Origin of the sequence: Flammeovirga kamogawensis (assembly GCF_018736065.1) — a bacterium.
Lineage (GTDB): Bacteria > Bacteroidota > Bacteroidia > Cytophagales > Flammeovirgaceae > Flammeovirga > Flammeovirga kamogawensis.
Genome location: NZ_CP076128.1, coordinates 2,396,646 through 2,421,245 on the forward strand (window position 1 = coordinate 2,396,646; position 24,600 = coordinate 2,421,245).

The following is a 24,600-nucleotide window of genomic DNA, read 5'->3' on the forward strand; positions in this document are numbered from 1 at the left end:
TCAAAGCGTTTTTTAGCGACTAAAGTTGCATTCTAATTGTCAACGATAATAAATCTGTAAAAAAAACAGATTTTTTGATTGGTAAAATCATAATTAAACTTGTTCATTACTACTTTTTTGTAACTTGCAGGCTGAATTTATTCTAACAAATTAGAAACACACACCATGAAACTGCTAGAAGGCAAAAACGTTTTGATTACAGGTGCGTCTAAAGGTATTGGGCGTTCAATCGCAATTCGTTGCGCGGAACATGGCGCAAATATAGGTTTTACATACCTTTCAAGCGTTGAAAAAGGAGAAGCATTAGTTGCTGAACTTGAAGCGCTTGGTATTAAAGCTAAGGGTTACCGCTCTGATGCTTCTAAGATGGAAGCTGCTGAGAAATTAGTTAAAGATTTCACAACAGATTTCGGTGCTTTAGATGCTCTAATCAACAACGCTGGTATCACTAGAGATACTCTTTTAATGCGTATGACTGAAGATCAGTTTAATGAAGTAATTAGAGTAAACTTAAACTCTGTTTTCAATATGACTAAAGCTGCTACTAAAACTTTCTTAAAGCAACGTAGCGGTTCTATCATTAATATGAGTTCTGTTGTTGGTGTATATGGTAATGCTGGACAAGCAAACTATGCTGCATCAAAAGCAGGTATTATTGGTTTTACACAATCTGTAGCTAAAGAATTAGCTCCTCGTAACATTCGTTGTAATGCTGTTGCTCCTGGTTTCATTGAAACTGAAATGACAGCTACTTTAGATCAAAAAGTAAAAGACGTATGGTTGGCAGACATTCCTATGAAGAGAGGTGGTAAGCCAGAGGAAGTAGCAGACCTTTGTGTATTCTTAGCTTCTGATATGTCTACATATATCACTAGACAAACTATTCAGTTGACTGGAGCAATGAAGTCATAGTACTTTATTAAACCTTATAGAATATTGAAAGGCTTCTAGAAATAGAGGCCTTTTTCTTTTATAGAGAATTTATCAAAAAAAATGTACTCAAAAAAAAGCCCTAGATTTATTAACCTAGGGCCACTCACTGATTTGGTGTGCGAGTTTTAGTATAAGCTCATTTTTGGGTTATGTTGAGCTTAGTCTAACTATATATCTTATTACTCACAAGATTCACAGTCATCTACGTAAACAACTTCAGTATCAACTTCTTCTGCAGTGTAAGCAGAAACTGTTAACCCATTGTCTAATACGTTGTTGATTGTAACATTATTATGAATATCAAAACCTTTTTTAGCAGAAGTAACTTTTACGTTAAGGAAAGAACCTTTAGCTCCTTCTCTAACTCTAAATGCAGTAGTTTCACCTAAAACACCTTCTACTGTTACATTAGTTACCTTAGCATTAGTGTAAGGCTCTGCTGAGTTATTTTTGCTATTGTTATCAATTTCGAAAGCTTTATCAAATGATCTTGAGTTATCGTGGATTACCCATAAGTTAGTAAGTGAACCTACATAACCGTGTGCCCAGTCAAAAGAATCATCTTCGCAACCTACAGATACTAAGTTTTCACCGTTAACAGTACCACCAAACCACTCAAGGCCATCATCTGTACCTTTAAATGCTTGTAAGTAAGATAACTCAGTTCCTGAACCTACTGCAGAGAATGTGAAACCATTGTGCTCAGACTCATCTCCATATTTGTAACCAGAGAATTCTACTCGTACATAAGATAATACTCCTGAATCATCAGTAACGTTACTTCCTCCATATTTTACACTTGAATCAACTTCTGGAGAAGCTTCTCCATTAGAATCACCATTGTTAATTGGTGCACGACCATTAACTAATAAACCACCCCAAGCACCTGGAGTTTTATCTTTAGCAGTAAAAACAATCATATTGTCTGCTGTTCCTTGAGCATCAATTTTAGCATCTTGCACTACCATTACATAAGAATCTGCAGATTGAGCTTCAATTACTGTACCTGCTGCAATAGTTAACGTTTTTCCTGCTGGTACCTTAACAGCACCTGAAATTGAAACGTTACCTGACCATGATAATTGACTATCTGTAAGTTCTCCTGATGTAAGAGTTAAACCAAACGCTCCTGATACAGAAGTACCTGCATAATCTAAACCTTTAGCCCAAGATGGTAAAGTACCTGCACCAGTACCTGCTCCATTTGCTACAATTTTACTTGCTGCAGTTGCTTTATCTTGTAATCTATCGTTATCAGTACCAGTAGAATCGCCTGGAGTATCACCAATTATATCGTCTATTGGACCTGTAACACTGTCAGAATCGCATGAAAATGTAAATAATCCGATTAATGCTGCGAATGCTACTTGTCTAAATTGCTTTTTCATAATTAAAAGTCGTAAATTTGTCTTAAGAATTAATTTTTAATTTTTAGAAAAGAGAGAGTGGATCGGTTTTTACTCCCTCTTTTTTTTGTTTATTAGAAACTGTACTTGAATCCAAGCTTAGCATCAAGTCCTCTCTTATAAGTTTCAACAACACCAGAAGTTCCGTTTGTAAACTCTTGTTCAAGAGTAATATCAGGATTTAAGATGTTCTTCACTGATAAGTCTAAACTGATTTTTTCACCAATCTTGTTTTTCCAGATAAAGTTTAATGTTCCGTATGATCTTTCGTAGATATCACCAGCTCCTTGAGAACCTGCAGCTACAATACGATCGCCGAATGTGTTATATGTAACAGTAAATGTTGAAGTAACATTATCACTGAAAATATTTGCTTCATGAGAAACATTTGCGTTTACCATATAAGGAGACGCTCCATACATTGCTCTTTGTTGGTTAGTAAACTGACCGTCTGAACCACTTAAATCTGTTTCAGAAGCTAGTAATGTTAAGTTTGCTCCAACATTTGTTCTTTCCATCCAAGAACCACCTGCCTTAAAGATGTTAGACATTCTTTTACTAATTTCTAACTCTACACCAGCTACTTTAGAAGTACCTGCGTTTACATAAGTAAATTCTGTAATTGCAGATGCTTTAGTTACTAATTCAATAGTGTTATCAATTTGCTTAGCAAATACACCTACTGAGAATAACTCTCCTGCGTTAGGGAAGATCTCATATTTAAGGTCAAAGTTTAAAACATCTGAATTTTCTAGATCTGGGTTACCCACTATTTTCTGACCATTTGCGAATGTGAAACGGAAAGGAATTAACTCAGACATCATTGGGCGAATTAACGTTTGTGATACAGCTAAACGGATATTAGATTTTTCATTTACTGTATACTTTAAGCTTAATGATGGTAAGATGTTGTTTGTTTCTTTAACATCTACATTGTTTGGAGCGTTAGGATCTGTTGTTCCTTCATCTTTATAAGTTACTTCTTGGTAACCTTGCTCATATCTTGCTCCAATGTTTGCTTTTAATTTCTCAGGTACTAATTCGTAGCTATAATCTGCATAGAATGCATTTACATTCATCACTGCATTAAATTTAGTATCGTAACGTACAATTGGCTTATAAACTAATGTACCGTCTGCAAAGTTTTGATCTAAATCTGGCTGAGGATTATCAATATCAATTCTTGGAGGAGTACCTTGAATACTTAATGTAGACATCCACCATTCAAAAGTTCTGTCTTTAAAAGATCCATTGTAACCTACCGAGATATTACTTCTGTAAGAGTCATTATACTCATTATAGTTACCTAAACCATATGTTGCACCAACTCTTGCAGACCAAGTATTTTCGTTCATATCACTCCAGAATCTATGAGAATCATCTGGTGCGTTAGCAAAAAGTTTACCTGAAAACTCACCATCTGTGTATTCTAAATCTCTGTAAGTAATCTGACGTCTGTCTGGCTCTTGGCTAGTTGATTTAGAGTAACCTGCACCCCAAGTTAATTTTAAACGATCATTCTCTAAGAATTTATGATCACCTAATAATTGGTGGATATTTACAGTATTTTGAGTGTATGTATTTCTTTCTCTAAAGATTGGCTCTCCTCTACCTAATTCTTCGTGCTTACCTTGAAGGTCTAAAACACTATTCGCAGATTCGTTAATAAAGATATTATTGAAAGAGATGTTGTTCTTGTTATTGATCTTATAGAACATATTTGCCATAGCTGTTGTGTTAGTGCTATAGATATATTCTTTTGAGTCGTAGTTGTTAATTGTAGTTCCTTCTGCTCTGTAAGTTCTTTTTACACCTTCTCTGATTTCATAATCATTATCAAAAGATGCTGACGCTACAAAACCAAAAGCACTTTCGTCTCCAAATTCGTAGTAGTTACCACCTGCAGCACTAAAGCTCATATTAGGACCTGCAGTTTTATATGATGGTGAGAATGAGTTATCATAAGAAGTAGGAACTTCTCTGTTTAACATTTCTGATGGTAATGCTCTTCCATTTCCTGTAAAACCTAAAGCCTCCATATCACCATCGTTAAACGTCTTAAATCCGTTTCCTGTAGCAATAGAGTTATAAGCTCCTGATAAACCTAGAGTAAAGAAACCTTCATCTGGGTAATCTTTAGTTACAATGTTTACAGTTGCTCCTGCAAAATCACCATATAAAGAAGGGTTGAATGTTTTATTGATATCAATGTTTCTTACTACATCTGTAGAGAATAAACCTAAATCAATTACTTTTTTGTTAGGATCTGTAGAAGGAACAGCTAAACCATTTACGGTTGCGTTGTTATATCTATCACCTAAACCTCTTACAAAAAGACCACCTCTTTCTGCTTTTGTAACACCAGTTACATTAGCAACTGCGTCTTCTGCATCAGAAATACCTTTAACTGACATTTCTTCAGCTCCAATTGCTTGAATCATCACATCTGCATTTTGTCTTTCGACCATTAAAGCACCTGCTGATTCTGTATTTGCTTTAGCTACAATTTCTACAGCTTCTAATTCTTGAGCATCTGCTGCTAAAGTAAAATTAACTACTGTTTCTTTGCCAGCTATAACTGTAATTTCTTGTGTTGTTTTTTTGTATCCAATAAAAGATGAAACTAATGTGTAAGTTCCTGGATCTGCATTGAACTGGAAGTTACCGAAAATATCAGTAGAAGCTCCAGTTGTTGTTCCTTGTAAAGAAACACTTGCACCAATAACATCTTCACTGTTATCAGCGTCTTTTACATTACCCTTAACAATACCTTTCTGAGCAAAGGCTGTAAGTGAGATTAAGATGAGTGCGAACGAAATAAATAATTTGTTCATTGCTTTGTTAAATTCTTTTATACTAAAACCGTGTTTACCAAATCACATTGCAAATGTATGGGTTGTATATGTTGTAGTATTTTAGAAATCTTAAACTTGTTGTTAAATAAACCAACTCTAATATTAATGTAATGTTACATGAAATTGTGAAGAGATGTTATAAACAAAATATACAATGATAGGATTAGCTAAATTTTCATTGATTCGATAGATTTGAGTAAACTTTTTAAGAATTCTACCAATGTTAAGAGATTATAAACTGAAAATATTACTACTTTTTCTTGGATGTATCACTTTTAGCTGTTCTGATAACAAAAGCAGCAATTTTCAAAAAAAAGAATTTGATAATAAGAAAAAGGTTGTTCGTAAGATTCCTAAGCTAGATGACACGAATGCATTAAAGGAGTTAGAATGGTATGGTCCAGAAAACCCAGAAACTATAGTTATTATAGAAACAAAGTTTGGGAACATTAAAATGAAACTCTTTAATGCAACAAGTAAACACAGAGCTAGCTTTATTATGTTGGCCAAAAGAGGTTATTTTACAGATGCTCAATTTTATAGAGTTGTTAAAGATTTTATTGCTCAAGGTGGAGATTCTGACGACCCTGATTTTAGAAAGAAAAAACGAGCAATTGGCAAATATCATATTCCTAATGAAATTGATCCAAGACGTTTTTACCATAAAAGAGGAGCGCTATCTGCAGCACGTGCCTACAAAAACAATCCTACAAGACAATCTACTCCTTTTGATTTCTTTATTGTACAAGGCAGAGAGGTTACAGAAGGTGACCTTCTTCAATCTGAAGATGAGAATGGTTTAAAGTATACCGACGAACAAAAAAATACTTACCGTAAAATTGGAGGTGACCCACACCTAGATGGACAACATACTGTTTTTGGTGAAGTAATAGAAGGAATGGATGTTGTTGATAAAATATGTGACTTAGAAACAGATGAAGGGGATTGGCCTTTAGAAGCTATTTATATTAAAGTAAAAGTAATTGAATAAACTAATTCTCTATTAATTATTAATTGATGATGTAGTTATTCTAAAACTATACGTAATTTGTATATATAAGTAGGCAACTATAAGTATTTGATTTATATAGATACTTTACTGCTAGTATTGACAGTTTTTAAAAACGCTTTGTTTTGATTTTAAGTATCGACACCTCTACTACTGTTTGTTCAGTAGCATTACATACATTAGAAGGTCAATTGTTATCCTATTACGAACAACATATTGACAAATCTCATTCCGAATACCTTGCTGTGATGATTCAAAACATTACGGAAAATGCAGGTATTAAAATGTCAGAATTATCTGCAGTAGCTGTTTCCGAAGGCCCTGGTTCTTACACTGGTTTACGTATTGGAGCATCTACAGCAAAAGGTTTATGTTATACATTAGACATACCCTTACTTGGCGTGAGTACATTAAAGTCTATGGCACTTCAGATTTCTTATACAACAGATACTGATGATATCATTTGCCCTATGCTTGATGCCCGTAGAATGGAAGTTTACACCGCATTATATACTAAAAGTATGGAAGAGCTACTTTCTCCACAACCTATGATAATGGACGAAAATAGTCTTTCTGATGTAAAAGAACGTTTGGTTTATTTTGGTAACGGTGCAGAGAAATGCCAAGAATTACTTGAAAATAGACCTAATAAATTAATCAAAAACATTGTTCCTTCTGCTCAATTTATAGGTGAGCTTGCTGTAGAACGGTATAAAGCAGAAGATTTTAAAGATGTTGCTTATTGGGAACCAGAATATTTGAAAGAATTCCAAGCAACAACTCCTAGAAAGAGGTTATAATTCACTTTCTAACCTCTCCAAAAAGGTCTTTACCTTAATTTAAAAAGTATACATTACGGAATGTCTCTATTTGAAGATCAACATAATTTTGCAGAAGTAATTTTGCCGGTACCACTACCTAAAAGTTTCTGTTACAGTATTCCTTTAGGTACAGATGTGGAATTAGCTGTTGGCCATAGAGTACTTGTAGAATTTGGTAATAGAAAAATGTATACTGGTATTGTTTCTGAAATTCATCAAAACAGACCTGAAAAATACGAACCTAAACCCATTTTAGAGGTTCTTGAGGTAGATCCTTCTGTAACAGAAATGCAAATTAAGTTATGGAAATGGGTTGCTGAATATTATATGTGTACTATTGGTGAGGTTATGAATATCGCCTTGCCATCTGGCTTAAAATTAAGTAGTCAATCATATATTCAATTACACCCTAATTTTATAATTGAAGAAAATCTAGAAATTTTAAATGATAAGGAGTTTACTTTATTATCTACTTTAGAGAAAGAGCAGACTATTGCTTATGCACAAGTAAGTAACATTATCCAATTAAAAAGTCCTTATAAAACAATTAAAGATTTAATTGCAAAAGAAGCCATACTGCTAATTGAGCAAATTAAAGAAAAATATAAACCTAAGATGGAGAAACGCCTCCGTCTAACCGAACAATATGCTGAACACCCTGAAGCATTAGATAAACTTTTTGAAACACTTGCTAAAAAAGTAAAACAAGAAGATGCCTTATTAAAATACCTCACTTTAGTTCCTGTACATGAGGACCACATGAGTAATTATCATGGTGTTAGTAAAAAAGAATTTATTAAGGTAGGAAAAGAATTATCTGCAAGTTCTGTGGGTACAATGACCAAGAACAAGATATTTGAAGAGTTTGAAAGACAAATCCCTCGTTTCGAATTATCTATTGCAGATAGAATGCAGCCAACTCCAGAATTATCTGCAGCACAAAAGGAATGTCTCCAAAAAACAATTACGGGCTTAAATGATAAAGGCGTCTGCTTATTACATGGCGTAACAGGTAGTGGTAAAACAGAAGTCTATTTAAAATTGATAAAGAGTGTGATCGAAAATGGATCTCAAGCTTTATTTATGATTCCTGAAATTGCCCTTACAAGTCAGTTAGTGCGTAGGTTAAAAGTTTATTTTGGTGATGTATTGGGTATTTATCACTCTAAATTCTCTGATAACGAACGTGTTGAAACATGGAAAGGTGTACAAGAAGGACAGTTTCAAGTAATTATAGGTACTAGATCTTCTCTGTTTTTACCATTTTCTGATTTAGAATTAATAGTAGTAGATGAAGAACACGATAGCTCTTACAAAGCAAATGATCCTGCACCTAGATATCAAGGAAGAGATGTAGCACTCGTTTTGGCTCATTTACACCACGCTAAAGTAGTTTTAGGTTCAGCAACCCCCTCACTAGAATCGTTTTATCTTGCTGTTAAACAGAAATATGCATATGCAGGTTTAACAGAACGCTATGGGAATGCTCAATTGCCAGAAATTAAAATTATTGATATTAAGGCAATGAGAAAACAGAAAAAGATGAAAGATGATTTTTCTGATGAACTTCTTCAATTAGTACACAAAACTACAGAAGAAGGTAACCAAGCCATATTGTTTCAAAATAGAAGAGGTTATTCTCCGTATGTAAGTTGCGAAACATGTAGCTGGGTACCGTCATGTCCAGATTGTGCTGTAAACCTTACTTATCATATTTATAGAAATGAATTACGTTGCCACTATTGTGGGCATAAAGAACATGTACCTAAAACGTGTGTTTCATGCGGTGGTACATCTTTAAAAACTGTGGGTTTAGGAACTCAGAAAGTAGAAGAAGGACTAAAAACATTTCTTACAGATATTCGTGTAGGTAGGCTTGACCTTGACACAACAAGGAGAAAACACAGTTATGAGCAAATCCTTACTGATTTTGAACAAGGACATATAGATGTTCTTGTTGGTACACAAATGGTTACCAAAGGTTTAGATTTTAATAATGTAAGAGTAGTAGGTATTTTAAATGCCGACAGTTTGATTTTCTTTCCAGATTTTAGAGCACACGAAAGAGCTTTCCAATTGCTTACGCAAGTAAGTGGTAGGGCAGGAAGAAGAGGTGAAGCAGGTACGGTTATATTACAAACTACAATGCCTAAAGAAACACTTTTTGCTAAAGTAGCTCGACACGATTACCGTAATTTCTACCGCAAAGAAATACAAGAACGCCAGCAATACCATTACCCTCCTTTTACAAGACTAATCAAATTAACCATTAGAAGTGAAAAGCAAGAACTCACAAGAGATAGTGCCGAATGGTTGGGTAAAAGATTAGTCAATTGGTTAGGAGCAAAGCGCATTTTAGGCCCTCAAGAACCAGTTATCAATAAAATTAGAAACTATTACCTTTCAGAAATCATGATTAAACTCGAAAGAGAAAACTTTGATTTAAAGAAAGCTAAGAACTACATCCATCATGCTATCCTTAATTTAAAAGAAGAAAAACCTTTTAAACGTGTTTGGGTAAGTATTGATGTAGATCCTAACTAATCTGTTATTGTACATGTACAAAAGCAGCCCAATAATAAGGGTGATTATACTCTTGCTGTAGTGCATCTTTTGCTTTATTTACAGCAGCATCAATATCATCTAACTCAATAAAATATTTATAAAATAAAGTCATAAATTTTTGAGTTGCAGCATCATCAACAGTCCACAAACTAATAATTTGATGCTCAATACCTGCTAACTTAAATGCTCTCTGAAACCCGTACACGCCCTCACTCCTAGTACTTTGTCCTACTCCAGATTGACATGCTGAAATTATTGCCAATTTAGTATCACGTAAATCATAATTAGACAATTCACTCGCCATTAAAATTCCATCATTCTTACCGTTATAACTTTCTCCAGTCTCCCAAAAATAATTTGCTCCAGAAAAAACAATTCCAGCTCTATTCATTGGGTCAGGGTCAGAATAAATCATTTCAGCTCCTTTAAAAGATCCCTCTTTAATATTTTCTTTTTTAATATATGGCGAAAAGTAAGCATGAGAAGCAATATGTAATAGTGGTGTTGGAGCTTTACAGTACTCAATAAATTGATCTTCTGTTGCTGAAGTTCCCGTAAATAAGTCAACTTCTACAGATGAAGAAGTTAGTTCAGTATTTATTAAATCAACTTCTTTTAAAGTTCCATTCAAGTAATTAAAAGTCCCTCCTACCAATTGTATTTGTTCATTTTTACTTGTAGCTGAATTTGATGTCTTTTTATTTTTTACAATTAACCCTCGTTCGTCACCTCTTTCATTAGATAAATCAATTGCTTGATCATCGTAATTCATACCTCCAAATATTGTTGCTTTTCTTTTCGATAAGTTTGTTTTATTGGCTATTTGAGAGGTTTTACTAACTCTGCGTAATTTAAATTCTTTACCAAATCTTTGAGGCGATTCTGCTATATTCACTTTCAAGGCATCAAATGCTAAGCCATGTAAAATACCCGTAGGAGAATAGTAAATTGTTTTTGCTTCATTAAGATAAGGTAGTAGTGGAGTTATTATTAGTTGAGCTATTTTTTCAGAATTCTGATTATAAATAATATCATTAATTTCTTTTTCAGATTGTCTTACATCAGGTTCTATTAACTGTTTTAACTCATCTTCTTTACATAAAGGAATAAACTTTGGTGTTTCTACATCTTTAGTAACAACTAACGCTGCATAATTATTTGGTGCGTAATAAACATATTCTATAGCAACTTCTTTTTCTTTTAAAGCATTGTCTACTTTCTTCCAGCTGATATCATTTTCTTCAATCTTAGAAAAAACTTCTTTTCTAGTTTTTATTGCTAATTCTTTATGCAAACCAAAACTAATATCCCTTAAACTATCTATATCCACATTCTTATTATGGAAAAGGATCTGTTTTCTCACTTGCATCCAATGCTCAAACAAATTTTTATACTCTTTATTTTTACTATCAGCAGCATATTTTCTGATAGCTATTACAGAAGATAAACCTATTTCTTTAGACAGTAATGTATAATTATAAGCAAGTTCTAGTGTTTCTTGTGACGGCATTTTTTCTGCCATCAAATAAATAATATCGCCACATTCTTCAGACAATTTAATTACCTGTTGTTTGTCAAGTTTAGAAGGATTCAGCATAATATTTTTAATTAGGTAATCAAAATAGTTATACTCTTCATTCAGTTTTACCAAATCAATCTGCTCTTGTTTTCCACACTCCAATAATACTTCACTGTATTTCATGAAATAATAAAACTTGAACATTCTTATATATAGAAGAGACGAAATGTCAGAATCTCCCATCTCTGGTAAATTTGCTATTTCCTTTACAGATTGACTGTAAGCCAATTTTATATATTTTTCAATATCTTTAAACTCCTTTTTCTCTTTACTTATTTGCCATAGTGTGTAATATGTACCAGAATTTATTGGTTTATTTTCTTCCTCACTAATGGCTATTAATTCTAAGCAAGCTGTATACGCTTCTGTGTTCTTTTTTAATGAACTTAGCGCTGAAACCTTGATATGCAAAACTGATATATAAAATGGATTACTCTTATTATTTTCATTTAAAAATAGTTCCGATAATTCAAGTGCTTTCTCAAATTCTTCGAGTTGAAGGTATGTTGACATTAACATGACTTCATTATTTAGAAACCCTAATTCTTTTTGCTTCAATTGTACTTCTAGCATTTTCTCAAACTCACCCTGTAACATGTATAAGCTACTCAAGTTTAATAAAAATGCTTGATAGAAATAATTTCCAGTATCATTCGATTCTTCAATTTTATCTATAGATTCATTAATTAACTTTGTAGCTAAGTAATACTGATTAGTGGTGTACATTTTTCCAACTAACATCAATACAGTAGCATAATCTAAAGTTCCTTTTGATAAATGTTCTTGAATAATTTTATCAAAATTTAAAGATTGTGTTTTTGCTGAAGACCAAAAACGTTGAACATCATCATAAAAATCTTTATATCTTTCTTTATCCTCGTTATCTGCTTTTTTGTATAAATATTCTAGCCTTTCTAAATAAGTTGTTCTATAAAAAAAGTTGTCTGCAAGCTTTTGAAGTGGGTTTATTAATGCGTTTTGTTGTGTCTGAATTATATGATAGCAATTTATAATTTTAAAGAGCTCTTCTAGTTCTTGCAAGTTTTCCTTATTATCTATTTTAATATGAAATAAAAATTCTTTAACCTCTTCCAAGTATTTAATTTGAAAAGAATTTATTACTCCATTTTCTTCATATTTAATGAAAAGTGTTAACTGTTGTGCTGTAACACTCTTAATAAAAAAATCTTTTTCATCTACATCGACTAATAGCTTTTCAGACCATTTTTTCTTCCATTCCTTTTCAAACTGACTTTTATAATCAATTCTCAATTTCTCTATACTTTCTCTTTCCTCAAGAATTTCAGATAAAGATTCTCTTAATGACTTAGGTGTATTTTCTACACCTTGACCAACAACTAATTGTATAGTATTTACAACAAGTAAGAAGGAGAAAATATACACAAATTTTATTTTCATGATAGTAATAGAATAGTTTGTTAAAGTTGTTCGTCTTTGATAGCATAATAATATAACCGCAACAAAAATACACTTAAAATCAATACAATAATCATGCAAAGCCAGGTAAGGTTAAACCCAATTTGGGATATAGATTGCATCCCTAAATTATGCCCCACCAAATGAGCAAATGAAAATGAAATGGCATATAAAGCCATATAATCACCTTGATTTTTACCCATTGATCTATTCATTGCTTCTGTATTAGATAAAGGAAACATCAACATTTCTCCAATAGTTAAAAACATCATTCCTACAAATAACAATAAGAGATTGAAGCTAAAAATCAATAGTAAATAACTAATGATTACACACCATATTGCACTCATCATAATATGCATTTTTGATAGTTTTTTCTGTTTTTCTACCCAATGCATTAAGGGCATTTCTAATAAAACAATTACAAAACCATTACTAGAAAGTAGTAAACCAATTGTTGCTTCATCTAAGTTGTGAACATCTTTATAGAATAAAGGCACTGCACTAAAATATTGAATAAATATTACTCCGAATAATGACAACGCAAGAATAAAAATAAGATATGGCTTATCTTTATAAGGTGATTTTTCTATAGAGGATTTCACATCTTCCATAGCTTTTTCTTTCTGGATAGTTTTGGGAATAGTTAAGCTAAAAGCAAAAACTATCATAGCTATTATACAACTTAAACCATCTACCCAAAAGAGTGATGAATAACCCAAATAGGCAATCAGCAAACCTCCAGTAGCAGGTCCGACTGCGAAACCTAAATTAATAGCTAAACGAACTAAAGTGATCGACTTTGTTCTATTTTCTTCTGTACTATATCTATTAACTGCTACAAAAATCGCTGGTCGTATTAGATCTGACAATAAACTAACAAAAAAGAACCCTAAACCAATTGAGATAAATGAATTCATCTCTTTTAAAAAGATTAATCCAATTCCAGATGTCAATAAACTGAAAATAATAACTGGATAGAAACCATATCTATCCGTTAATTTTCCACCTAACCAAGAACCAAATAAAGATCCTACACCAAAAGCAGACATAATCCATCCTATCTCTTTAAAAGAAAAACCTCTATTATCAGACAGATAAATAGATAAAAAAGGGATTACCATTGCTCCAATTCTATTAATAAGAGAAACCAATGCAAGTATCCATATTTCCATCTGAATACCTTGATAAATACCTAAAAAGGAGTTTTTAGAAGACTTTATATTAATCATTTATTTAGTTGTAATGGAAGTTTATTTATGTGTTAGTTTATCTTATTGCTATTGGTTTAGTAAAAAAATAGGCTACCTCATAAAGAAGTAGCCTAAAGCTATAATTTTCAATTACTAACTAAAAATTTATTTTACAATAAACTTCTTTGTTTGAGCTTCTAACTCATTGCTTATTTTCATTAAATACATCCCTTTTTTAAGTAAGTAAACTGGAATTGTAGTTTTCTGACTTTCAACAGGCATTGAGAGAACTTTATTACCATTAATACCATAAATTTCAATTGTTCCGTTTCCGTTAAACAGCTCAGCATTAATATTTACAATGGTATTCGAAGGGTTTGGATATAAAGAAACTTCCTTAAGTTGTAAACTACTTTCTAGAGTTTCACCTTTTTCTACAGAAAGACTAGCAACTCGATTTATACTACTACCACTCGTAATTGTAACCAAGTAATCTTCTACTTCCCCATAAGTAAAGCTTTCGCAAGGAGTTGATGCAGCACCATATTTCATTGCTACTCGCATTCTTGTTGTTCCTAATACAGCTTCTGATGGAATTACTTGAGACGATGATAATAAGTTTTGACTACTAGAAGATCCTTGTACAAATAATTCATTGGCATCATTAAAATCTCCATCTTGATTGTAATCAATCCAAACAGACCAATAGACCGTATACCTTGTATTTCTATAACCTGCACTAAATGAAATTGTTTCTGATGCTCCTCTAGTAATTGTGCCAACGGAAAGAGATGTATAATCTCCATATCCGCCATCTTTTGATGTAGAATTTGATAAACCTCCCACTCTTAGATCATCAATCCAAAAATAAGAATCATTATTTCCTGCTGAAGCACAATAATTTACAGGTGTTATTACTTCTTCTAAGGTTGTAAAAACTACTGCTTCTGAATAATCAGAAGTACTAGAAGTACAGTTCGTAGCAACTCTTACTTCATAAGAAGTATTTGCTGTTAGATCAGTAAACGATGCTGAATTTGTTGATGCAGTATATGTTGACCATGTTCCTCCTGTTTCTTTTAATTGAATAGCATAATTATTACCTGTTGAGACTACATCCCAAGATACGTCTACACTACTTACAGTTAAATTATTAACTGCTAATGTAGTTGGTGCATCACAAACCTCTGGAGTACCTGATGTAATAACTACTTCATAATCTTCTACTTCACCATAACTAAATGATTCACAAACAGTCTGTGTTCCTTCGTACTTCATAGAAACTCTCATTCGTGTAGTAGTTGCTGCTGTACTTGTTGGGATTTTTAGTGTTCCGGTTACTGTAGTTTTAGTCAAACCTCCTGCATCAAAAACTAACTCATCGGCATCTTCAAAATCTCCATCTGCATTCAAATCAATCCAAATTTTCCAATATTCATCATACGATGTACTTGCAAAACCTGGCGCCAATGATACATCATATGAAGTTCCCGCCGCAAGAGTTACAGATTTAGAAGAAGAAAAATTAGTATAGCCTCCATTAGATCCTGTTGTATTCAACATATCACCTACAGCAACACTCGCAATCCATTCATAAGAAGCATCATTTCCTCTAGAAGCACAATAAGCAGATGTTTCTCCATATTGCTCTCCTACACCTACTGCATACCATGCATTTGTAGTCTGAATAACTTCGTTAGAACCTTCTCCATATAAATCTATTGCAGATTGAATTGAGAAAGTACGAGCATTTGCAAAAGTTGATGTTGCTGATAAATAAACTGCTTCTGTACGGTAAGCAATTGCACCTGCTTTATCCATACCAATACCATTTACAGAATAAGCACTACCAATATCATTTGTACTTGATTTTCCTTCTACAAGAATGTAAAACCAATGATTTAAAACACCACTATTGGTATGTACACCACAATAATCGTTACTTCTAGTAGGTGTTCCACAATTTGGATTCCTCCAATTAGTTCCTCCATAAGTATCTGGCTGACCTTCTGATTTTGGGTCTCGCATTGATCGCAATGCTTGATTATTTGTACGTCTTTCTATGTCTTCGCCAATTAACCATTCATCTTTTTCTGGAGCAGCATATGCTTCTACACAAGCTCCCCATATATCAGAAAAACCCTCATTTAAAGCTCCAGATTCTCTTTCATAAACTAAGCCTGCTGTTTTTTCACAGATAGCATGACCTATTTCATGTGCTGCAACATCTAAAGAAGTAAGCGCATCAAAATAAGTTCCGCTACCATCACCATAAGTCATTACAGAACCATTCCAAAATGCATTATCATATGCTTTATCATAATGCACATAACTTTTAATAGCCGCGCCATTACCATCCCAGCTATCTCTATTAAAAGATGTACTGAAATAATCATATGTCATTTGTGCTCCCCAATGAGCATCTAATGCAGCATTATCTTTTTCTGTATTATCCCATTCTGCAGAAGTCCAATTATTATCACTATCCACAAAATCAACAGCGCTATTATAATTAGTACCTGTGTTCATGTCATAGGTTTCTATACCATTCCCTCGAGTATAGTCACGTAGTCTGTAACTACTATTATAAGCATCTGTTTTAGATGTTCTATTGTTAGAATAACGGGTATCAAATGTTCCTTCAGCTTCAGCGTGTTTTATAATTTGATTAATATGAACAATCTCACCATTGGTAGCATCTACATATATATATGCTCTGCTTAGAGGTTCTTCTGCATAAATATCAAATTTATACGCTAATACTGGCTTCATTAATGTTTTTCTATCTTTTGATTCAAAGTTAGGAACAATAACTAATTCACCTGATGGGTAAAATGTTGCTGACTTTCCATCACTCATTTTTAATGCAATTTCCTTTTGGTCAGCCCTTTGCCACATATATTTAGAAGCTCCTACGTTTTTAAGAGCAATAGATAATGCTTCTTCCTCGCTAATACTAGCTTTTACAGAATTGAGTGCAAATGGTTTTACATGATGTACAATTGAAAGAGGATCTTTCTCTTTAAAATTGAGAGTATATCCTCCATACTCAACTTTTACATCTTGATAATACTCTTGAAACCTACGGTGACTAATCCCTAAATTGTCTGTTTTTGTTTCTATTTGCTTAAAACTAGTAGGATTAGTTAGATTCAGTTGTTGCCTTAGAATACTTTCGGCAGATTGAACAGTGATAGATTGGTTTCGAGCGTTGGATTGATCTAATCGGATAATTTCTTGAGCGTGTACACTCAAAGATAGGATTCCAGACAGAATCACTATTGACAATAGTACTTTCATTATTTAGTTAAATTATTGAATTGGAGTTTATGCTCTTTGTATGAGCTTATTTACGTAGTTAGTAATTGAAATGATCATTTAATTATAGCGTTGTACAAATATATTGAAGTTAATTTCACAATTGCAACTTACTGATAACGAGCAAACTGTTGTTAATAAATTTAAATCCATTTAAAATACTATAATCCCAACATTATGCACTCAAAATAAATTATACTAACTATGTTTAAACAAATAAGGCTTTAGAGTATGTTTTTCTTAAAAAAATTAACATTTACAGTTAAATCAACTACATCTATAAGGTCTATCAAAAAACTAGAGATTATACAAGAATTTAATTTTCAAAAAAACACAAAAAAAACACTAGACTGATTTTATCAAACTAGTGTTCTTTTAAATTTCTTACTAAAAAGTCTTACTTATATACCTTTGGTTTATCAATCACCAATAAAATCAGTACTATTTATACCTTTTAAACTGAAAAAAATCAATAAAAAAGAAATACAAGCCTATATTTTAAAAGGCATTTTATATTCTGACAACCTTATTTTTTCTCGATTTCTTCTTTTCTATACTTAATTTGTAAATCCAACATACAAGCTGCACATAAACAATCATCAAATTCTTGACGCATTTTTTGTGTCTCCTCGTAAGTCATTTTTACTTCATAACATTGGCAATGCGTAACGTTACCCACTTTGCATTCGAATGTTTTACCACAACGCTGGCAGTTTTTAATTTCGTGTTCTGGCATAGTCTAAAAAGTTTTATTAGTGACACTTCATTTCTACTTGTTCGGTAGGCTCTTTACCTTCTAATGCTTTAGATGATTCATGGATTTTATATGCTCTCAAAAAGAGTAAACCTCCCATTAATAAAAATAGTATCGGATAAATTTTCCTAACATTATTTCTCACTTTAGTTTCAATAAACTGACCTGCTACGGCTACTGCAAACATCATAGGAATAGTACCTAAACCAAATGCAAACATAAAACCCATACCTTCAAATACATCACCTGTTGATAACGCAGTCATCATGGCCATATAAACTAAACCACAAGGTAAAAATCCATTCAAGATACCAATACTAAAAAAGGTATGCCATTTGGCTTGTCGCATGTGTTTCCCAAGTTGTTTTCTCACAAACTGAAACCATTCACCTAAAAAAGGAACAAGTTTTAATAATCTATCAGGGTTAACTGAGAAAATACCAAAACAAACCATCATTACAGCTAAAAAGAGTGTAAGGTAAACTTGATACCCTACCATCCATGATAATCCTTGCCCAATTAAACCAGCAAAAGCTCCTAATAAACTATATGTAAATGCTCTACCTAAATTATAAGATAGACGATCAAATACTAATCTTGGTCCTGAGGTACTCCCTCCTTGTATAGCTAATGCTATTGGACCACACATTCCTAAACAATGAAAACTGCCCGCGAAACCTAATCCGAGGGCAGTGATATATAATTCGTTCATTTTGATCTAAATCACAAGAGGTTTTTCATAGAAATATTTCTTGTCACCTTCTGCAAAGGACAGTTGTAAAATCCATCTTCCCCTTACTATTCTAGAAACATCTATTTTTTGTTCATTTTCTTTATCCAAAGCTAATTTCACATTAAAATCTAAACGTGAATCAGAAGGTCTAAAAAAACGAATTGAACCATCTACTTTACTTAATTCTGGTGGTAGTATTACATCTACCATTCCATCTTCTTTATTCAAGGCCAATACAGGTACTGTTGAAAGCTCTTTTACATTTTGTTTTTGCTTCAACTTCACTTCATATTGTTGTTCTTCAGAATAATATTCCTTAGATACCATATTTACTGGTACTTGAAACATTTTGATAACCAATGCAATCATTGTAACTCCGAATATGCAAAAAGTTATTACTACAGCCCAACCCCAATTAATCTTCATTTTATTTATTATTTAATTCTCTTCTATTATTTCTTAATAGGCCCCATAAAATTGGTTGTTATTTCATCCAATTCTTTATCACCATTCATTAATTTAATAGTGATTTTATTTTTCATGCCATCAAGATTTTCTGGATCAATATCAATAAAGAAAACACCATCTAAGTGGCCTCCTACTTCTAATTTCATGTCACCTCCAGCTGTTGTTACTTTACCTGCTGGCTCTACCAAAATAACTTTCACGTCATTATAATCAACACTACTTTTATTAACTACCTGTAGAGTATAAAGGTTTCTGATATCTCCATTCTCTGCTTTTTGATATAGCATACCTGGAGCTCTTAAAACAGTTGCTTCTATATCTCCTCTTTTAACCAATGCAAACACAATCCCTACAACCATTACTAATAATACAGCAGTATATGCTTTTATTCTTGTAGTAAATTTAAACGGTTGTCCTTTTTCGATATCGTTGGCAGAAGCAAACCTAATCAGACCTCTTGGCTTTTCAATTTTATCCATTACTTCATCACAAGCATCAATACACGCTGTACAGTTCACACATTCTAATTGTGTACCGTTTCTTATATCAATACCAGTAGGACAAACATGAACACATAGTTTACAGTCTATACAATCTCCTAAAGGTTTTTCTTCTGAGATATTTTTATCGATATCCTGTAAAGTCATTTTTCTTACCTCCTCTTTTGGCTCTTCTTTAGGCGCAGGAGTGATAACTTCTTTAATTTCAGTTTTTTTAATTTCTGGTAATGATGAAGTTGTTTTTTTAGGCTTTCCTACAATTGGTTTAACGTTTGATGAGGCACTACCTCCACATCCACCACAACCACCTGTTGCAGGTTTTCTTGTTTTCTTTAATTTACCTCTTGGCTCACCTCTTACATGATCATAAGAAATAACTATTGAATCTTTATCTAAAAATACGCCTTGTAAACGTCCATAAGGACATACTTGAGTACAAGCCTGTTCTCTAAATTTAGCAAACACATAATAGAATATTCCAGCAAAGGCAATATGTGCTAAAAACACTGGCCAGTTATCTGCAGGCCTATGTGTCATCATTGTTACCAATTCATCTCCTCCTACTATATATCCAATAACCATATTGGCAATAGCCAAAGAAAAAACTATAAAGATGGTATGTTTAGCTCCTTTTTTTAGAATTTTTTCCTGAGTCCATGGAGCATTATCTAATTTTCTTTTCTGATTTGCATCACCTTCAATCCAATATTCTATTCTACGGAAAACCATTTCCATAAATACAGTTTGAGGGCATGTCCAACCACACCAAACCCTACCAAAAACTACAGTAAAGAGCACTATAAATATAATTATAGCAATCATTACTAATACAAATACAAAAAAATCTTGAGGAACAAATAGCCTACCTAAAATCACAAATTTTCTTTCCAAGATATTCAACATGAACATTGGTTGCCCTGCAATTTTAATAAAAGGCCCAGCAAAGAAAAATGCGATTAAAATATATGCTACCCATTTACGAGCATTATAATGTCGACCACTAGGTTTTTTAGGATACAACCATACTCTTTTTCCTTGAGCATCAACTGTTGAAATGGTATCTCTAAATGAGTCTGGGTTTTGTGAACTTAGGTCTTTTCTCATTTTTGTAGATCTCGCTAAAGATCGTTATTGATATATGATGATATGTCAATATGTAATTTAGGAAAAAAGGGTAACCTTTTCAAGATTACCCCTTTTATAAAAGAACAAATTGTCAATTATTTTGCAGCTACTTTATCACCTTGAGGAGCTTTTCCATTTGGAGGATTTGTTCCTTGAATACTCAAAATAAAGCTAGAAAGCTGTTGCATTTGTAATGGTGTCATTTTAGCTTCCCAAGCTAACATACCTTTTGCAGGTACACCATACTTAATTGTTTTAAAAATGCTTGAAACATCACCACCGTGTAACCAGTATTCATCTGTTAGGTTTGGACCTACACCACCTTCACCAGCACCACCGTGACAAGCTTTACAATTTGCTATAAATATTTTTTGACCTTCATCTATACCGCTTTGTTCTGTTAAAACAGTTACGTTAGATTCATCTATAGAATTTGCCATTGTTGCTAAGTACTCTTCTTTTGCAATTTCAGCAGCTTTCACATCGTTATGATATTCTGCAATTGAAACTGGTTCTGCATCAGAATCTTGCCACCAGTGATAAACACCTAGGTAACCAAAAGCAACAACAATACAACCATAGAATAATGCTTTCCACCATGGTGGAAGATCATTATCTAATTCTCTAATTCCATCATAATCGTGGTCCATTATAATTTCAGCTTCTAAAGCAATTGGTTTAGCACCTTGCATCTTCTGCCAGAAGAATTGCCAGCCACCAGATACACCTTCTTTTTCAAAAGCTAAATCTTCTTCTGTTTTTGGTGCAGATTGTAAACTTTCTTTTACAATAAAAAGAAGGCCTAAAGCCACTACCATTATACCAACAAACAGTAAGATTAATATAAATATCAATACATAGACAAGTACATCAAAGTTGTCTATACCATAAATCAACTGATCGGTTTGCGCAAATGCCGAATGCCCTGTGAGGAACATTGCCAGAAGCGCCATTATTTTTCTACTTGCAGATTTCATGATTCTGTTCAATTTGAGAGTCAAAATAGATTAAACTATTATTGATTCGAGTGTTTTTTTGTTACTACTACAGTATAAAAGACCAATGCTAATACTAGGAAGATTAAGAAAAAAACAATGATGGCGAAACCTAACAATGTTACTGCCCACTCACTAGCACTCATCATGTTTAATGAATCTTGTAATGAAGACTCTGCAAATGATGATGTTGCATTCAATAAGATTGCACCGATTGTCAAGACGAAAGACAATAGTGGTTTAGAAAGTTTACTTAAATTCATTTGTGCTGTTATTTTCTGTCTCTTCTTCTAGATCTAATGGTAAACTTGATATTTCAGTAACAGTCTCTCCTTTCATCTTAAAAGCATATAAGCTCCATGTTAAAAAGAAAGTAAAGAAAATAATAAATCCAATTACTGGAAATATATCAATCCCTTCTATAGATCTAAGTACATCTTTATACATAATATGTATTTTATAAAAGCCTCTCTTGGTAAATCACTACCAAGAGAGTGCATTTTTTTATTTTAATGGAACGTCGTTCGCTTTACCAGCATCAACACCTAAGCGTTGTAAGTAAGCAATTAAGGCTACAATTTCTTTACGAGGTGCAGTATCTGCTCCATCGTTAATTAGACTTTCAGTAATCTCTTTTCCTTGTTTATCAAGGTCAGAAACTGCTTTATCTTCATATCCTTCTTCGTATGGTACACCCAAGTTTCTCATTAATGAGATTTGAGCTGGTACATCATCCACAGAAATATCATCTTCTAATAACCATGGGTACGAAGGCATGATAGAACCTGGAGACATTGAACCTGGATCAAGCATATGATTATAATGCCATGAATCTGGGTATTTACCACCAACTCTAGCTAAATCTGGACCTGTACGTTTAGAACCCCATTGGAATGGATGGTCGTAAACAAACTCACCTGATTTAGAATAAGGACCGTATCTTTCTGTTTCAGAACGGAAAGGACGAATCATTTGAGAGTGACATAAATAACATCCTTCACGGATATAAATATCACGTCCTTTTAATTCTAATGGTGTATATGGTTTTACCGTTGAGATAGTTGGTGTATTTTCTTTTACAAAATATGTAGGTAAGAATTCAACTAAACCACCGATAGAAATTGCAATTGTAGATAAGATCGTCATTTGGATAGGGCGAGCCTCAATCCATTCATGCCATCTTTTTACTTTATGAGTACCTTGTAATGGAGGTGCACTTGCTTCTTCATCTCTTAACAAGTTACCAGAAATAGCTGTCATATAATAGTTATATGCTGCTATTAAAGCACCTACTAAGTAGAGTAAACCACCAAATGCTCTTAATGCGTACATTGGAACAATTTGCGTTACTGTTTCTAAAAAGTTAGGGTATTTTAAGAATCCTTCAGGAGTAAATTCTTTCCACATTAATGATTGTACTAAACCAGCCCAATACATTGGAACAACATAGAATACAATACCTAAAGTACCTAACCAGAAGTGAACATTTGCAAGCTTTAATGAGTGTAATTTTGTACGGTAAATTTTTGGAAATAACCAATACAATACACCAAACGTTAAGAAACCATTCCATCCTAAAGCACCTACGTGAACGTGAGCAATTGTCCAGTCAGTATAATGCGTTATTGCATTTACGTTTTTGAAAGATAACATAGGACCTTCAAAAGTAGCCATACCGTAAGCAGTAAGTGCTACAACCATAAATTTCAAGATTGGTTCTGTACGAACTTTATCCCAAGCACCACGAAGTGTCAAAAGACCATTCAACATACCACCCCATGAAGGAGCAATCAACATTACAGAGAAAACTGTACCTAAAGATTGAGCCCAATCTGGAAGAGCTGTATATAATAAATGGTGAGGACCTGCCCAGATATATATAAATATCAACGACCAAAAGTGAATAATAGATAGTCTGTAAGAATAAACTGGTCTATTAGCAGCTTTAGGTACGAAGTAATACATTAAACCTAAATAAGGAGTAGTTAAGAAGAATGCAACTGCATTATGACCATACCACCATTGTACTAATGCATCTTGAACACCTGCAAATACAGAGTAAGAATTAAACAATGATAATGGTAATGATAAACTATTTACAATGTGTAAAACAGCTACAGTAACAAATGTTGCTAGGTAGAACCAAATAGCTACATATAAATGACGCTCACGTCTTTTTACTAGGGTCATGATCATATTAAGACCAAAAACAACCCAAATAACAGCTATAGCAATATCAATTGGCCACTCTAATTCAGCATATTCTTTACCTTGAGTAAATCCTAAAGGTAATGTTATTAATGCTGCAAGAATGATTAATTGCCATCCCCAGAAATGTATTTTACCTAAAAGGTCGCTATACATTCTAGCTTTCACTAAACGTGGAAGTGAATAATAAACTCCGGCAAACATCCCATTACCTACAAATGCAAAAATAACTGCGTTTGTATGAAGAGGTCTAAGTCTACCAAATGTTAACCATGAAATCTCTCCAAGGTTAAAAATAGGGTTTGCTAATTGTAGCGCTATTAGTAGTCCTACGACCATACCGGCTACGCCCCAAAACATTGTTGCAATTGCAAAATTCTTTACAATCACATTGTCGTACGCAAAGTGCTCTAAGTTAGCACTTGTCGTCCCTTTGTGCTGTTGTTCGTTGTCGATCATCTTCTTCGAATAATATTCGGATGCTTGGAGTGTAAGTATCTTCGTACTGATTTGATTTTACAGACCAAATAAAAATGGCTAAGAAAGTCAAAGCTATAATAAGGCTGATTCCGATCAATACAATGATTGCACTCATAAGATATTTTAAATAAAAGAGTTCCAATTAATATTGCACAAAGATAATTCTGATACACCACCTCATTACATGACCGTTGTCATCTTTATGCATTGACTTTTGTCAA

Annotated in this window: 18 protein-coding genes; 4 read left to right on the forward strand and 14 right to left on the reverse strand. The window is 33.1% G+C overall.

Translation table 11 applies throughout. The features are described from left to right. The first annotated feature begins 165 nt into the window (after positions 1 to 165). Positions 166 to 912, forward strand: coding sequence for a 3-oxoacyl-[acyl-carrier-protein] reductase (gene fabG / locus KM029_RS09570; protein ID WP_144073078.1), 747 nt, complete (start codon positions 166 to 168; stop codon positions 910 to 912). Positions 913 to 1,112: 200 nt separating this feature from the next. On the opposite strand, the gene KM029_RS09575 is transcribed toward fabG, so the two are convergent. Beyond that, positions 1,113 to 2,321, reverse strand: a complete 1,209-nt coding sequence (locus KM029_RS09575; protein WP_144073079.1) for a multidrug transporter — start codon at positions 2,319 to 2,321, stop codon at positions 1,113 to 1,115. Between the two features lie 92 nt (positions 2,322 to 2,413). Continuing rightward, complete coding sequence (locus KM029_RS09580; RefSeq protein WP_144073080.1) at positions 2,414 to 5,173, reverse strand: TonB-dependent receptor; 2,760 nt, start codon at positions 5,171 to 5,173, stop codon at positions 2,414 to 2,416. 241 nt (positions 5,174 to 5,414) lie between these two features. Between KM029_RS09580 and KM029_RS09585 the strand changes: the two genes are divergently transcribed. From KM029_RS09585 to priA, 3 genes are all read left to right on the forward strand, one after another. Further along, positions 5,415 to 6,185: a peptidylprolyl isomerase gene (locus tag KM029_RS09585; RefSeq protein WP_144073081.1), complete on the forward strand. Its 771-nt coding sequence runs from the start codon at positions 5,415 to 5,417 to the stop codon at positions 6,183 to 6,185. 143 nt (positions 6,186 to 6,328) lie between these two features. Next, a complete protein-coding gene (tsaB, locus tag KM029_RS09590) occupies positions 6,329 to 7,003 on the forward strand; it encodes a tRNA (adenosine(37)-N6)-threonylcarbamoyltransferase complex dimerization subunit type 1 TsaB (protein WP_144073082.1) in 675 nt (224 codons plus the stop codon). A 60-nt stretch (positions 7,004 to 7,063) separates the two neighbouring features. After that, positions 7,064 to 9,568, forward strand: a complete 2,505-nt coding sequence (gene priA, locus KM029_RS09595; RefSeq protein ID WP_144073083.1) for a replication restart helicase PriA — start codon at positions 7,064 to 7,066, stop codon at positions 9,566 to 9,568. A gap of 4 nt (positions 9,569 to 9,572) precedes the next feature. On the opposite strand, the gene KM029_RS09600 is transcribed toward priA, so the two are convergent. The 12 genes from KM029_RS09600 to ccoS all read right to left on the reverse strand — a co-directional run bounded on the left by KM029_RS09600 (position 9,573) and on the right by ccoS (position 24,494). Further along, entirely contained in the window at positions 9,573 to 12,587 is a 3,015-nt protein-coding gene (locus KM029_RS09600; RefSeq protein WP_144073084.1) for a CHAT domain-containing protein, read from the reverse strand. Positions 12,588 to 12,607: 20 nt separating this feature from the next. After that, a complete protein-coding gene (locus KM029_RS09605; RefSeq protein ID WP_144073085.1) occupies positions 12,608 to 13,837 on the reverse strand; it encodes an MDR family MFS transporter in 1,230 nt (409 codons plus the stop codon). 126 nt (positions 13,838 to 13,963) lie between these two features. After that, positions 13,964 to 17,098, reverse strand: coding sequence for a M4 family metallopeptidase (locus KM029_RS09610; RefSeq protein ID WP_144073086.1), 3,135 nt, complete (start codon positions 17,096 to 17,098; stop codon positions 13,964 to 13,966). A 544-nt stretch (positions 17,099 to 17,642) separates the two neighbouring features. After that, positions 17,643 to 17,852: a cysteine-rich CWC family protein gene (locus tag KM029_RS09615; protein ID WP_144073087.1), complete on the reverse strand. Its 210-nt coding sequence runs from the start codon at positions 17,850 to 17,852 to the stop codon at positions 17,643 to 17,645. Between the two features lie 16 nt (positions 17,853 to 17,868). Further along, positions 17,869 to 18,582: a sulfite exporter TauE/SafE family protein gene (locus KM029_RS09620; RefSeq protein ID WP_144073088.1), complete on the reverse strand. Its 714-nt coding sequence runs from the start codon at positions 18,580 to 18,582 to the stop codon at positions 17,869 to 17,871. A 6-nt stretch (positions 18,583 to 18,588) separates the two neighbouring features. Next, a complete protein-coding gene (locus tag KM029_RS09625) occupies positions 18,589 to 19,029 on the reverse strand; it encodes a FixH family protein (RefSeq protein ID WP_144073089.1) in 441 nt (146 codons plus the stop codon). 26 nt (positions 19,030 to 19,055) lie between these two features. Then, positions 19,056 to 20,675 (reverse strand): 4Fe-4S dicluster domain-containing protein, encoded by a 1,620-nt coding sequence (locus KM029_RS09630; protein WP_144073090.1) that lies wholly within the window; start codon positions 20,673 to 20,675, stop codon positions 19,056 to 19,058. A gap of 116 nt (positions 20,676 to 20,791) precedes the next feature. Next, complete coding sequence (locus tag KM029_RS09635) at positions 20,792 to 21,673, reverse strand: cbb3-type cytochrome c oxidase N-terminal domain-containing protein (protein WP_144073091.1); 882 nt, start codon at positions 21,671 to 21,673, stop codon at positions 20,792 to 20,794. A gap of 38 nt (positions 21,674 to 21,711) precedes the next feature. Beyond that, a complete protein-coding gene (locus KM029_RS09640) occupies positions 21,712 to 21,954 on the reverse strand; it encodes a hypothetical protein (protein ID WP_144073092.1) in 243 nt (80 codons plus the stop codon). Then, positions 21,941 to 22,138 carry a hypothetical protein gene (locus KM029_RS09645; RefSeq protein ID WP_144073093.1) on the reverse strand — a complete coding sequence of 66 codons (198 nt, stop codon included), beginning with the start codon at positions 22,136 to 22,138 and terminating at the stop codon, positions 21,941 to 21,943. The genes KM029_RS09640 and KM029_RS09645 overlap by 14 nt, the downstream gene beginning before the upstream one ends. A 57-nt stretch (positions 22,139 to 22,195) precedes the next feature. After that, positions 22,196 to 24,358, reverse strand: a complete 2,163-nt coding sequence (gene ccoN / locus KM029_RS09650; protein ID WP_144073094.1) for a cytochrome-c oxidase, cbb3-type subunit I — start codon at positions 24,356 to 24,358, stop codon at positions 22,196 to 22,198. Next, positions 24,315 to 24,494: a cbb3-type cytochrome oxidase assembly protein CcoS gene (gene ccoS, locus KM029_RS09655; protein ID WP_144073095.1), complete on the reverse strand. Its 180-nt coding sequence runs from the start codon at positions 24,492 to 24,494 to the stop codon at positions 24,315 to 24,317. The genes ccoN and ccoS overlap by 44 nt, the downstream gene beginning before the upstream one ends. Between the last annotated feature and the right edge of the window lie 106 nt (positions 24,495 to 24,600).